13 protein-coding genes are annotated in these 14,487 nt (G+C 22.3%); 8 read left to right on the top strand and 5 right to left on the bottom strand.

Going from position 1 to position 14,487, the window contains the following annotated elements; all coding sequences use genetic code 4:
* Positions 1-262 precede the first annotated feature (262 nt).
* From ACXX84_RS03585 to ACXX84_RS03605, 5 genes are all read left to right on the top strand, one after another.
* Positions 263-841 carry a DUF6088 family protein gene (locus ACXX84_RS03585; RefSeq protein WP_458560367.1) on the top strand — a complete coding sequence of 193 codons (579 nt, stop codon included), beginning with the start codon at positions 263-265 and terminating at the stop codon, positions 839-841.
* Between the two features lie 8 nt (positions 842-849).
* A complete protein-coding gene (locus tag ACXX84_RS03590) occupies positions 850-1,476 on the top strand; it encodes a type IV toxin-antitoxin system AbiEi family antitoxin domain-containing protein (RefSeq protein WP_458559648.1) in 627 nt (208 codons plus the stop codon).
* A 16-nt stretch (positions 1,477-1,492) separates the two neighbouring features.
* A complete protein-coding gene (locus ACXX84_RS03595; RefSeq protein ID WP_458572916.1) occupies positions 1,493-2,323 on the top strand; it encodes a nucleotidyl transferase AbiEii/AbiGii toxin family protein in 831 nt (276 codons plus the stop codon).
* Entirely contained in the window at positions 2,316-2,528 is a 213-nt protein-coding gene (locus ACXX84_RS03600) for a hypothetical protein (RefSeq protein ID WP_458559645.1), read from the top strand. Before ACXX84_RS03595 ends, ACXX84_RS03600 begins: the two co-directional genes overlap by 8 nt.
* 209 nt (positions 2,529-2,737) lie before the next feature.
* Positions 2,738-3,184 carry a hypothetical protein gene (locus ACXX84_RS03605; RefSeq protein WP_458572917.1) on the top strand — a complete coding sequence of 149 codons (447 nt, stop codon included), beginning with the start codon at positions 2,738-2,740 and terminating at the stop codon, positions 3,182-3,184.
* 1,108 nt (positions 3,185-4,292) lie between these two features.
* Here ACXX84_RS03605 and ACXX84_RS03610 read toward each other — a convergent pair.
* The 3 genes from ACXX84_RS03610 to ACXX84_RS03620 form a co-directional block, all read right to left on the bottom strand.
* Positions 4,293-4,748, bottom strand: a complete 456-nt coding sequence (locus tag ACXX84_RS03610; protein ID WP_458572918.1) for a hypothetical protein — start codon at positions 4,746-4,748, stop codon at positions 4,293-4,295.
* Positions 4,749-4,812: 64 nt separating this feature from the next.
* Positions 4,813-6,867: a hypothetical protein gene (locus tag ACXX84_RS03615; protein WP_458572919.1), complete on the bottom strand. Its 2,055-nt coding sequence runs from the start codon at positions 6,865-6,867 to the stop codon at positions 4,813-4,815.
* Positions 6,868-7,172: 305 nt separating this feature from the next.
* A complete protein-coding gene (locus ACXX84_RS03620) occupies positions 7,173-8,075 on the bottom strand; it encodes a hypothetical protein (protein WP_458572920.1) in 903 nt (300 codons plus the stop codon).
* Positions 8,076-8,227: 152 nt separating this feature from the next.
* On the opposite strand from ACXX84_RS03620, the gene ACXX84_RS03625 reads away from it, so the two are divergent.
* Positions 8,228-8,443, top strand: a complete 216-nt coding sequence (locus ACXX84_RS03625; RefSeq protein WP_458572921.1) for a hypothetical protein — start codon at positions 8,228-8,230, stop codon at positions 8,441-8,443.
* Between the two features lie 15 nt (positions 8,444-8,458).
* Here the strand turns inward: ACXX84_RS03625 and ACXX84_RS03630 are convergent, their stop codons facing one another.
* Together ACXX84_RS03630 and ACXX84_RS03635 are read right to left on the bottom strand one after the other, a co-directional pair.
* The gene (locus ACXX84_RS03630) at positions 8,459-9,547 is read right to left on the bottom strand and encodes an SPFH domain-containing protein (RefSeq protein WP_458559382.1); all 1,089 of its coding nucleotides are present in this window, start codon (positions 9,545-9,547) and stop codon (positions 8,459-8,461) included.
* 17 nt (positions 9,548-9,564) lie between these two features.
* A complete protein-coding gene (locus ACXX84_RS03635; protein WP_458572922.1) occupies positions 9,565-10,596 on the bottom strand; it encodes a hypothetical protein in 1,032 nt (343 codons plus the stop codon).
* Between the two features lie 1,219 nt (positions 10,597-11,815).
* Here ACXX84_RS03635 and metK point away from each other — a divergent pair.
* Together metK and ACXX84_RS03645 are read left to right on the top strand one after the other, a co-directional pair.
* Positions 11,816-12,952: a methionine adenosyltransferase gene (gene metK / locus ACXX84_RS03640; protein WP_458561127.1), complete on the top strand. Its 1,137-nt coding sequence runs from the start codon at positions 11,816-11,818 to the stop codon at positions 12,950-12,952.
* 56 nt (positions 12,953-13,008) lie between these two features.
* Entirely contained in the window at positions 13,009-14,013 is a 1,005-nt protein-coding gene (locus ACXX84_RS03645) for a TM1812 family CRISPR-associated protein (RefSeq protein WP_458572923.1), read from the top strand.
* Positions 14,014-14,487 lie beyond the last annotated feature (474 nt).

Below are 14,487 nucleotides of genomic sequence, written 5' to 3' on the forward strand. Positions count from 1 at the left end.
ATAAAATACAAATAGGTTATAAAAACACTGGTGCACTTTATATTTCATTTAAGGACACAAACAAACTTGTTTGTGTTTTTTTACTAAATTCTTTATTTTTCCTTTATTAATCATAAAAAATATATAAATATTCATTATAAAAATGCACCAAAAAGTATATATTATTTGGTGCAAAAATGTAAGATTGTGATATAATAATTTTGTATAAATTCACCAAAAAGTTTATGTTATTTAGTGCAAAATAAAGAAATAAAGGAAAAATATGATAAGTAAACAAATAGAAGAAATAATGTATAAAAATAGGGGACAAATATTTACTGTTTCTGATTTTCTAAATTTAGCTTCTGTAAATACAATAAAATCTGCTTTGTTACGATTAAAAAACAAAGGTAAAATTCAACACTTAATGAGAGGTTTTTTTGTTTATCCAAATTATATAAGACTATTAGATGAATATTCTTTGCCTTCTCCTATAGAACTGGCAGAAAAAATTGCAAAAAAGTATGATTTTATTTTAACTCCTACAGGAAATACTGCATTGAATATGACAGGTATTTCAACTCAAGTACCAAATGTTTGTTTATTTTTAACAAATTGAAACTATAAAAAATACAAATATAAAAATTGAGATATTGTTTTCAAAAAAACAAGCAATAATTTAATTAATGGTTTTAATTTATATCAAAATTTAATTATACAAAGTATAAAAACACTAGGACCTAATATAAGTGAAGAAAATATAGAAATATTAAAAAATTTTAAAAACAAGAATAAAGTACATTTTACAGATAAAATTAAAAAATTACCAAATTGGATTTTTAATATTATTCAAAAAATTTAAGGACTACTATGAAACATTTACAACAAATTACAAAACTAATTAATAAATATAATGGATTAATTAGTGCAAAAATTTTAAAAGATAATAATATTCCTACTTGATACCTTTATTATTTGTACAAAAAAAATAAATTAGAAAAACACAAAATAAAAGGTTTTTACGTGCATTGTGATTATTTTAACTTAGACGAAGAATTTACTTTTCAATCCAAACACAAAAATGTTATTGTTAGTCATTTAAATGCTTTATATTACTGAAATTTAACAGACCATCATATTTGACTTAATCATTTTACCACTTCAAACAAAAGTATTAAATCTGAATACAAAATTTACAATGTAAATAAAAAACTCTTAAATTTAGGTGTTGTTACAATAAAAAATCAGTGAGGATTACCTATAAAAATTTACAATATGGAAAGGACTTTAATAGATATTTATAAAGATAGAAAAAATATGATTAGAGAAATATATTTAAAAGCATGAAAAACTTATCTATTAGAACCTATCCACCCTACTAATATAAAACGATTATTATATTATGCTAAAAAATTCAAAGTTCAATATGAAATTAAAGCAATATTAAATTATTTAGGTGTTTGAGAGAAAATGAGAGAATTAGCGAATTTAAAATAAAAATAAGAAAGTAAATATGAGTAATAAATTAATAAAAAATTATAGTGATTCTGTAAAAAATAAAGTGAAACATATCAATAATAAATATAAATTACCTCCAAATACAGCATTAAACACCTTTTTTATGTTAGAGTTTTTAAAATTAGTAGCGGAATCTAAATATAATAAAGAATTTGTAGTTAAAGGAGGGATGCTATTATTAAACCAATTAGGGTTAGATAAGAGATGAACTAAAGATATTGATTTTTTAAGTTTAAATAGTGATATAAATTTAGTTGAAAGCAAAATCAAAGAAATAATAAGAAACAATTCACAAATTAAATTCCAAGTGTTACCAAAAACAGAAAATATTAGAGAACAAGAATTATATGGTGGCATTAGAATATACCTTAAAGCATCTTTAAATAAAATAGAAACATTTTTTCATATTGATATTACAATTAAAGACGTTATTTATCCTGAAATTGTTAATAATGTTTATAACACATTAGAAAAACAACCTTTTAAATTACAAGAATTTCCTTTAGAAACTGTTTTTGCTGAAAAATTACACTCTTTATATGAATTAGGAGTGAATACATCTAGGTTTAAAGATTTCTTCGATTTTAATTTTTTAATAAATAATGTAGAAATAAATAGTTTAAAGCAAGTAATTAATTTAGTTTTTAACCATCGTAAAACCATTTTTAATATAAATACTATGATTAATACAATTCTTAAAGTTAAAAATTCAAATAATATACAAAAATTATGAGATATTTATAAAATTAATATTAAAAGAGATTTAAAATTAGAAGAGATACTAAATAAATTACAAGAATTACTACAAAGGATTTTCAATGAATAATAGTAAAGAATTAGAGTTTATAAAAAAATATAAATATTATCGTAATAAAAAACAATTAGATAGTAGTGAATTTAGTAATTATTTATATGAGTTTTTTAAAAATAATACTTTAGATTTGTTTGAATTAGAAATTATATTAAAAAATCAAGTAAAAATATTTTTAGAAATACAAGATTTATGTGGATTCACATCAGTTAGAATATAAATAAATTTTTATTCAGGTAGTGTAGGAAGTGTAAGAAATTTTTGTTTTTTTACTAAATTCTTTATTTTCCTGTGTTTTATAGTTGAAAATTAAATATTAACCTATTTTGCCTTATTTAAATCCAACATTTATTATTTATTATGATTGTATTTTACGGGATTATAATAGTTAGTCGATTTAGCAAGTTAAATTTATCTATATGATTTTGAATGTTTCAAGTAGTAATGATAACTTTATATTATTTATGAGATTGAACGTTAATTAGAAGAAAAGAAAATTCGCTATATAATAACTTATATTCACAATACGCACCTATTATTTCTAATTATTTAACTCAAACTTACACCACAACAATTAATAACACTGATAATAGTGATAACATTTCTAAAATAATTAATATTGATATGAGTCAAAACTATTTATCCCAAGGTTCTAATCAAAATAAATTAATTAACAATCAAGGAACTAAAAAAATTGAAAGTAAAAATAATGATGTTTCGTTAGATAAAATAGATGATTTATTAGAAGATAAAAGATTAAATAGGTTAGTGGAAGATAAAGGATTGAATAGGTTAGTAGAAAATAACGCAGTAAGTCCAAAAGAAATAGAGAACCAAAAATTAAGTTATTTTAATGAAGACAGTGATATATTTTAGATAATTTGGATAATAGTGATATATTTTAGATAATTTGGAATAACAGTGATATATTTTAGATGCCTGGCATCTATTTTTTTATTAATTTTAAAGATGCACAAAAATATAGTTAAAATCGACAGAAATTCTTCGGTGTAAATTTACAGCATACACTACATTATTGTTGATTATATCGAATTTCTAGCTGTTACAGAGCATATTTTAATTAATGCGTAGTGTCAGTAGGTTTAAATATTGTAATTTATATGCTATTTTATTTTATTTCGATGGTATTTTTTTATTTTTTACAACAGCAAATGTAATAATTTATTACAAATACACCACTAATAGAATAAATATATAAATTAAGTGCGAAAAATAATAAAAATTATTAAATAATGTGTGAAAATTAATAACTGAAGCAAACACACACAATTCAGAGAACCACTACGCTATTAATTTAGTGTTTTTTTTATTATCCAAGTTGCGTTTATTATTAATTTATATTTAAAACTGAAAAATAGTATAAAAAATACACCATAAAGTAATATTACGATGTGCTTAACCATAATAAATACCTAAAAGCACTAAACATATAATATAAAATGGTGTTATAAATTATTATATGTTTCAGTTTTTTTATTTAATAATTCTAACGCAACAATATTTTAATTAATTTCACTAAACGCACAGATAGGTTTTAGTATCGATTGTGGTGCTAATTTTATAATGTTTATCTATTGTAATTTACTGATAAAATACCTATAAATACTAATATTATAAATTCCAAAATAACTATCTATATGAAACCTACTCTGTAACGCTGACACTATGTGTCAATTAAAACCTACTCTGTAACGCCCATAGATTGCGTATTTTAAACGGTTTTGCTTTGGGAGTGTAAAATATACCAGATAATAATTTCTGTTGAAAATAACGGTGTTTTTGTGAATGCGTAGCATTGTGTTTCTGTGAGTTTTATAATTTTTAAACAATTCATAATATTTTAAGATTATAAGACAATAGGTTTTAGTGGTAGTTTTAGTGGTAGTATTTTCTATTATCTCCTAATTAAAGTAATAAAAAAATACCCGATTAAAGGTATCTATAAATTTGGTAATTTTTGTATCTATAATTCTGGTAATTCTCCCCCGAAACGAAGTTTATGTCAATAATCATATTGTTCTCTAACTTGTTCTCCATATGGTTTTAATCTATTTAATATTGTTTCATCAGTTGTTTTCTCTATTGTATTTTCAATTAATTCAGTATCTATCCAATTTCATATATTAAATATGGTTTTATCTATTAGTTCTAAATCTGTTTTTGCACGCTTTGAAACGTATAAGGCAACTGTATGTTCTTCATCTTTAACTGGTTTAATAACTCTTTCATCAGTTCTTGGATTACTAGTATAGTCTTTAAATAAAATTAACAAATTATCCATATGTTGTTGATTAAAGTCTTCTCAATTTTGTGGTAATACTTTTTTTTCTTGTAATCATTCAATTATTTTGTGATAAACCCCAGAATCCATATCTTCACAATTATTTTCGTCACCATTTATTCTTCATTCTAAATGCATTGTTTCTCCTTTTGTTATTTATTTTTACGATTTTTTTTTATTTTTTAGACTTATGAATTAGTAGTTATTTTTTTTTATCTTTAAAATTATCTCTTACTCATTGTTTTAAATCATAATTATTTTTGTTAGATTTATTTATTTCTAATGATTGTTTTGTTTTTTCTTTGCTTAATGAGTTGTTTAAATAATTTATCCCTAAATCATAGTTTGGTTTTTTATCAGTATTGTTTTTAACTACTTTTTTTGGTTTAGTTGTTTTTAGTGATTTATTTTTATCTTCATCTAATTTAATTTTATCAGTTTTAGTAGTTTTAACTTTTTTACTATCGCTATTATTAATTTTATTGTCTATTTTAGTTTTATCTATTTTATCATCTTTAATTTTACTTGTATTATTAGATTTTTTACTATTTTTTGGTTTTTTAATTTTATCATCTAATTCTGATTTTTCTTTAATATTTTTATCTACAACTGTTTCAATATTGTTATTAAATATATTATTGTTTTGTTCTGATTTATTATCTATATTTTCAACAGTAACATCTTCTAATTTTTTAATATTGTTTGTAGTATTTATAGAATTTTCTTCTGTTGTATTGTCTAAATCAATTATTCAATCTGGTTTATTGTTCTCTATATTATCTACTTCTGGTTTATTTTGTTCTAATTTATTTTCTTCTGGTTTATTTTGTTGTCTTGTTTTAGGTATGTTTTCGAAGTTAATAATTAATGTTCCAAATTTATCGTCGTTAGATTTACCTGTTTTTTTAGTATTATTTACTTTATTTTCATTTAGTTCAGTAGTTTTATTATTATCTTGTTTTTTGTTTTCTTCTTTTTTATTATCTTTCACTACATCTTGTGGTTTTTCTTCAACTTTATTAGGTTCTGATTTGATTGTATTATCAGTATTGTTGTTGCTATTATCTTTTACTTTATCGATATTCTGTTTTTCAATATTATCTTTATTATCATTAATTTTTTCTACTTTATTAGTATCTGATAAATTATCGTTAGGTGTTGAATTGTTTGCTTTATTGATATCGTTTGTAATGGTATTGTTATTAGTATTATCTGTTTTATTGTTGTTTGTAACAGTATTAATTACATTGTTATTATTGATATTTTCTTTTTGAATATTAATATGTTCTTTATTAACAGTTTCTTTAATACTTTCTTTATTTGTAATAGTTTCAATTTTTTCTGTTGTATTAATTTTTTCAACTTTCACTTCTTTAACATCAGATTTAATTTCTTTAATAATAGTTTCTTTTTGAATTGTATTAGGTTGGATTGTATTATTAGGTTCTTTTGTTGTTTCTGTGAATTTAGCTGGTAAGGCATTTAGTTTATCAATTAAAGGTTTATTATCTGTTTTTAGATTATTTAATTGTAATTGGTTATTTGTTAATAATTTTTCATCGGTATTTTTAGTAACTATCCCTTTATCAAACTGCTCTTTAAATCTATCATAGATACCTTTGTCAGTATTTTGAAAATCATTATATTTTTCCCTAACTTTTGCTTTGATATTATCGCTAGACCATTTTTGTGATGCCTGTTGAAATATTTTATTAGTCTTAGCTTGTCTTTTTTCAGAGTATTTTTGTGATGTTACATAATCACCTTTACCTTGACGAACTTTTTTATCTTTAATCGCAGTTTCCCAGTTAGTTAATTTTTTATTAGATAATAGTTTTTTACCGATTTTTGACTGTCCAAAAGTACTATCTCTTATTTTCTCTGAATATTTTGAAACAACATTTGCTTTTTTCTCTAAATATTTCTGTCCAACCCCGGTTCCTAAAAATTTACCTTTTGCGTTTTTACCAAGAAATGCTCCAACACCACCGACTTTGGCAGCAAGTTTAACAGCACCACCAATAGCTTCTTTAATTTTTTCAAATGGTTGAGTTAATTCAGCATAAAATTCTACATCTCATCTAGCAGCTAAGTCATTACCCCATTTATTATATACTTCAATTGAAATTCCAAAAAATACTATTCCAATTAAAAATACAAATAAATTATTAATAGAAGAAGCAAAGTTTTGTCTAAATATAAATTGAATTGCTGAATCTTTAAATAATACAAATATTAATTGAAATAAAATAAACACTGTAAGATTTCCAACGTTAAATACTAAATTTTTTCAGTTAATTCATCATTGTTCAATATTTTCATAAACTGTATCTTTACGGGGATTATATGCTATTGATTCTACTATAATTGAAAAACTCTTAAATAATAATAATAATAATATTGTATTAGTAGCAAATGTAATTATATAATCAAACGCCCAAGTAAATAATGATTTTAAAATTACAACTACAAATACAAATTAAACAGAGCATAAATTTAAGACACTAATTTTATGCTCTGTTTAAATATATTCTTGTTAATTTTATAATTAAAATTATTTTGTTATTCGCTAAGATCGATACATTTAAGTAGTTCTATTAAAATTTCTCTCATTCATTCTTGATTAATGCTTGGATTTTTTTCTTTATAATCTTCAATATTTTTCTTTGTGTCCATTAATTTATAATGAATTCTATTTCTTATTCTATCGAAAGCTTCAGTTGGAATTACTGAATTTTTCATATCAAAAATTTTAAATTTATTTCCGTCAATTATAGTTTCTTTGTTAGTTAGTAATTCTTGCACTTTTATTAATCTTTCCTTTGTTAAATCTTGGATGTCACTAGGTAAAATTTTATATTCTTTTCATACTTCATCAAACTCTTCTGGTTTATAATATTTTACCCCATCCAAAGTTATTATTTCAATCCCATTTGCTGTTTTTTCTGAAATTTTTCTTTTACCTAAGTTTTTTCACTCAGGATGATCTATTTTAATCTTTTTAAGTTTTAAATAACTAATTAGAGATGTAGGAAAAATTATTAAAATCATTAAAATTCAAAATAATCATTCACCTCAGAGATTTAACATTCTTTGTAAATAAATTAATATTGGATTAACATTAGAAATCCTATCAAAATAATTCATATATAAAATAATCATACTTAAAGAAAAACTAAAAATCACTATATGAGTTATAATTCTAAAAATATAAAAAGGTTTTTTTAAAGTTTTATAACTAGTAAAAAAATATCATATTGAAAATATGAACATAGCCATTCATAAACTAATTGTTGCTTGGTTTTTCATAATAAAGAACCAACTTGTTCAAATATCCAAAAATTTAAAAAATAATAAAAACAAACATATAATAACTATATTTCTAAAAAAATTTATGCTTTTTTGAAAATCTCAAAAATCATCTTCTCAAGTTCTAACTTTTTTTTGTTTATTTTTTTTAAACATTTAATTTTCTTTCTTTAAAAATTAAGTAAACTAAGAATAAAAATGTAATAAATCATAAAAGTAAACCAGAACAAAAGAAAATAACTGAAATTAATGTAAAAATGATGAGAGTTAGTTGTAATTGTCATCCTATTATCATCAATAAATTATATATGATAATAATTATCATAAATAAGACACCAACTTTTTTATTTGAAATAATTCCAATTGATACAGGTGTTGAAAACGCAGATATTAAGAAAAATATAGCAACTAATGTCTTTATAAAAATTTCTAATCCTTTTGGAATTAGCACTTCTCTTGTAGATAAAGAAAAAAATATAGTTAACAAAACACATTGCAGAACCACTATTAACAAGTTTGCGTAATGAAATAACCTTTCTTTATTTTTTGTTTCCACTAGTTTCGCCTTTAACTATTTCCAATGCTGTTTCTTTTAAATTTGGAGAAACAACTAGAGTATTAGTGTTTTTTGATTTGATTAAATCAGATAACTTATCAATAGCTTTTCAAACTAATACTTCTTCTGAAATATTTGCAGATTTTATAATTTCAATATAGTCTCTTTCTGCTTCTGCTAATCTTTTTAATCTGTAATATTCATCTTCTGTTTCAAGTTTTTTAATTTTACTTTTTTCTTCTGCTGTGTTAATTTCTTTTAATGCTTTAACATCATCTTCGTCTAAATTAATATCATTATTTAAATTAACTATTTCTAAACCTGTATTAGATACAATTGATTCAATTTCTTTTAATAAATTAGATTTTAGTTGATTGTTTATACCTGATAATTCTTCTCAATTTTTGCTTCTTATAAAATCTGAAATAGAGTTTTTAACACCAATTTCTAATTTTTTCTTATGAGCTTCTTTTTGTCTATAAAATAATTCTGGTTCTAAAACCTTTCACATTAATACTAATTCAATATTTAATCTTTTGTTATCTTTGGTAAACAATTTGTTAATATCAAATCTCATTGGAGTTTCGTCTAAACCAAAAGTTGCTTTGCTTGCTCCTTCGTTTTCAAATAAAGAAGTTTTAATTTGTTCATCTTCTTCTCAGTAATATGTTCCAGGAGTTTTTAAAAATTGGGTAATGATTTTTGTATTTTTGTTTTCAATAACAGTAAACTCATTTTCAGCAAGATCGATTCTTCTTTTTTGTCTTTCTCTTTCTTGTCTTTCTTTTTCTTCTAAAAGCATTTTAGCTATTAAATTATCGATTTCTGTACTGAAAGTCTCTAAATCCTTAATTGTATTATTTTCAACTTGCATAGAATTAAGTTTTGCTAAATTATTTTCTTTATCAGGAGATTTTAGAGTTTCTATTTTAGTTTTTAATTCTGATTTTTTTCTTTCAAAAGCCGCTTTTTTTCTTTGTGCTTCTTTTTCTTTCTTTTTCTTTAAAAAGAATCAAACACCAGCACCTATTACGATAACTGCAACAATAACAGATATAATTATATATATCATTTTTTAAATATCCTTTCTTAATTTTTTATTTTTTTAACTTTAGTCACATAAAAGATTCCATGCTTTTCTCTTTGAATATTAACCATAGTACCTGCTTCAAGAAAACCTTGTCCTTGTGCTGCAAGGACTTTCTTTTCTTGCCCGCTAATTTTTATGCTTCCATATTTTGGATTTGGAATACTATTCTCTTCATCAGCATCTTGTAAAAGTATAAATTCTCCTGCTTGATAGTAAGGATTGTGATTTTTAAGTGCCAATTCAAAAGCTGATGAATTTGAAAATATTAATACTTTTTCTGAATTTGTATATGCTTCTTTTTCATATTCTTTTATTTTTAATTTAATAATTTCATTTCAACAAGTTTCAATTGTTTTTTCTGAAATTTCAACCAAAGAATAATCTTTTAATTTTTCTATTATCTTGGTTTTATAAATTTTAAAATCCAAAATTTCAGCTTGTTCTAAAGATTTGCTTCTTTTAACATTTTCTTTTGCATTATTGAAGAATTCAATTGCAATTTTTTCAACAATTTTTCTAATTAGATATTTTTTAAACATTACTTCTTTTTCATTAAAAGCAACATAAATTATATTTTCTAAAGAAAATGGATTGAATGTATAATTTTTAAATTTAGCATCAAAATTTAATCACTCATCTAAAGATTTGTCTTTTAATGTTGGATTTTTAAAACACTCTAATACAGATTCATTTCCTGCTAATTTATAAATTTCTTCTAAAGTATTGACATCGGAATTATAAAAATATTTTGGTTCAGATTTAGATTCTGATTTTACAGTAATAGGATGAACTAAATTTGAAATAGTTTGATATTGTTTATAATCATATTCATAGGAAAGAGAAAATTCATTAATTTTATTTGTTTTCTTATTTTTATAACCTTCTAAATGTCATTTTCAAGTTCACTCTTCACTCATATCAACTTCATCTAATTTTCCTGATGTTAAAACATTTTCTCAACTTTCTTCAAAATATGTATAACCTTTCAATAAATAAAATAATTTAGAAATAATTGATTTTTTATTATTCATAAAACCTCCTTTCATAAAGCATTATACAAAAAAAAAAAAAAACAAAGATTTTGGTAAAAAAGTCCATTTTTCTTTGTTTTTAGACTAAATTTAAAGAAAAAAAGAGTTGTATTTTTCTTGTAAATATACAAAATTTTTTAATTATTTAATATAAATAAAAAATAAATTTAAGAAATAAATATTTTCAAAAAGATTAATTATAAATCAAAATATATTAATAAAATTTTTAATTTATTAAAACAAAATAAGTAGATAATATTAGTAATTAAAATTAGAAGTACTTAATTTTGAAATCAACTCATTTTTTTTCTTTTAATTCAAAATAGTTGAATCCTATATGATTTTCAAAATTCTTATTTTATATTAATAAAAAACTTAATAAATAATATAGGTAACTACAAAATTAAAGTTTGAATAACAAATCAAAAAAAATTAAATTAAGCTATTTAGTAAAAATTCCTAATACCAAAGAATATTAAATTATTTATATACAAATAAAAATAATATATTGAAATTTATTACAAGACTTACAAGCACCATTTTACAACTATGTAGAAAAGAAGAAGTATAAAGAATAAAAACTAGACTAAATCATTTAAAAACAATTTTACATTAACTTCAATTTTTATAACTACAACTCAAATATTTTAATTTAATAAAAATAAAAAAATCTCTCTTTAAAATCAGAGAGAAAATTATTAATTGAAATTTTTATTTCTTTAATTTTGAGGAAACTCAAAACAAAAAATAAGAAAGATTCTTGTTAAAAAGAATAAACTTTATACGAAATATTATGTTACTATTTTGTTTACTTTTTATTAACTATTTTTTCCAAATATATGGGAAAAACAGGCATATTTGAAAAATATAACTCAATTTTTGCAAAATCCTATTTTTCTTAAATTTTTGGGGGGTAAAAATTGGTTCATTTTGCCAAAAAGTTTATTTTTCATTAAAATTTTACCATTTTTTTAACTTTTTGCCAAAAAAAATTATTTTTTTTTATTTTTGGAAAAATGTTGTATCATTTTAATGTAAAAAAATACATTAAGAGTCACTGAGTTTAAGGGAACTTTGAAGTGAGCCAACCTGCAATGCAAGGTGGAAACCCTTGGGATATTAAATATCTGTCATGTATAGAAATCTTTAATGTTCCAAAAATTCTCTTTTGTAAATTAGAGAATTTTATTTTTTAAAAAAACAAATAACAAGGAGAAAAATGTATAAAAAATTATTTACAAGTGAAAGTGTAGGAAAGGGACATCCAGATAAAATATGTGATCAAATTAGTGATGGAGTATTAGATGCTATTCTAAAGAAAGATCCAGATGCAAGAGTTGCATGTGAAGTTATGGCTTCTAATAGATTAATTATCATAGGAGGAGAAATAACAACTAAGACTTATGTAGACGTTGTTAAAGTAGCTTGAAATACAGTTAAGAAATTAGGATATAATGAAAGTGACTTTACAATTGTTTCTAACGTTAATAGTCAAAGTCCAGATATCAATCAAGGAGTAGATCAAAAGAACGGAGAAATAGGAGCAGGTGATCAAGGAATTATGTTTGGTTATGCAACTGATGAAACACCAGAATTTATGCCTTTAGCAATCACCCTTGCTCACGCATTAGTTAAAAGAGCAGAAGAGTTAAGAGTGAGTCATAAATTTAAATGAGCAAAATCTGATATGAAAAGTCAAGTAACCATCGACTATACAGATGAAAAAAATATTAGAATTGATACTATACTTATGTCAATTCAACATGATGCTAATTATGACGAAAATGCCTTTAAATCCTTTATAAAAGAAGAGATTATGCTATTTATTTCTAATAAGTATAATTTAAATAATGACTATAAAATCTTAATAAATCCTACAGGTAAATTTACAATAGGTGGTCCTATTGGCGATGCTGGATTAACAGGGAGAAAAATAATAGTTGATACCTACGGTGGTGCTGCAAAACATGGAGGTGGAGCCTTTAGTGGAAAAGATTATACAAAAGTAGACAGAAGTGCTGCCTACGCAGCAAGATGAGTGGCTAAAAATTTAGTTGCCGCAAAAGTAGCAAAAAAAATTGAAATTCAATTATCTTATGCCATCGGTATAAGCAAACCAATTTCCATTAATGTTAATACTTTCAACACATCTAATTATAGTGATGAATTTATCTTAGAAATCATTGATAAAACATTTAATTTAACACCAGCAGGAATTATTAATGATTTAAATCTTAAACAACCTATTTATCAACAAACTGCTTCATTTGGACACTTTGGAAGAAATGATTTAGATTTACCTTGAGAAAGATTAAACAAGGTAAATGAAATAGAAAATATACTTAAAAAGAGATAGATGAAAAAATACCTTACTTTTGAAGAGCAGTTAGACAGATTAATAAATACAAAAAAATGAAAATTTTTCCTAAGGAAAGACATGATGCACTAAAAAATTTAAAAAATAATAATTACATCAATTACTTTACTCCTTTTAAAATGGTTTTTGCTAAAATCAAAAAAGATGAGTTATTAGATTGAAAATATATATTAGGAAAGTGAAAGGAAAAAAATAAATTTTTCAACTTTTTTCAATTCTTTTATGAAAAGGATAAAATAAATAATGAACATATTTATGAAAAATGATTTACATATGATAAATTAAAAAAGTATAATGAAAATAATAAAAAATTTTCTGAATTCTTCTTAAACATTGTGTTAGAAATAGAAAGAAGAATAAAAACTATTCTTGCAAACAATATTGGTAAATGGATGTTGAATACAGGATTTTCAGGAAAAGAATGAATTGTTTTTTTAGAAAAAACTTTTATTAACAATTCTAAAGAAGATATTAAGAGTTTTAATAAATTTAAGGAAAAAGTTTTAAATAAATCTAATTATATTTGAATCAATATAGAAGAATTTACTATAGGAAATTTAAAATTTCTCTTAGAAAAAATATTAAATAAAAAAAATAAATTTTTAGATGAACAAAAAAAGAAGGAATTAGTTAGAGAACTTATTAATATAACAGAAGAAGTGGATGAATTTTTAAGTATATTAAGTTTCATTTCTAAATTAAGAAATTTTTTAGCCCACTCTAAAAACATTCAATATTTTTTTATATTAGAAATAAATGAAATTATTCAAGGAAAATTAAAAGAAAAAAAGAATTTTAAGTTGATTATTAGTAAGGAAATAAAATTTCTATATAGGATAGATGAAAATTTTTTTCCAGCATTACCATATATTTTTGATTTATTGATTATTGAAGAAAAAAGAGAATTAATGAAGATATGGTTAAAAATAAATTTAAAAAAGTACATGAAATTTATAAGTCTATTATTTAATTTAAAAACTCACTTTAAAAGTGAGTTTTCTTTGTTCCCCATACCAAGCCTAAAAAACGGACATAAATAAGGGATCCGCCAATTAGCGACCGTTCTTTCAATAAATAAATTCTACCATATTATTTTTTTTTTTTTTATTTTTTTTTATTAAAACAAAAATAAAATGTTACCCCATTCCCAATATAAAATGTGACTTTTTGTTTATGTGGTTAAATTCATATAAAAAGAAATACAACTATAATGACACATTAGAATTTAAAAGAAAAGGAATTTTAAAAGTTATTTCTTCAAATAAAAAAAATATTAGCTAATAAAAACATTATAATTTAATTATGAAATCAGAATCACAAACTAAAAAATCAAATCAAAAAAAATAAAGCAGTTGGAAAAAAAAGACAACCAATGTCCCTGGAAAAAGAAAAATAAAATCTCCGATTTAAAATGGGAGATTTTTCTTTTAAAAAATTAGTTATCACAATGTTTTGTGGATTTTCCCGTCTTTCCCAGTTTCAAGAATTAAAAAACCGTTTACGCCTGTTTTATG

The organism is Mycoplasma sp. AC157 (assembly GCF_054343415.1).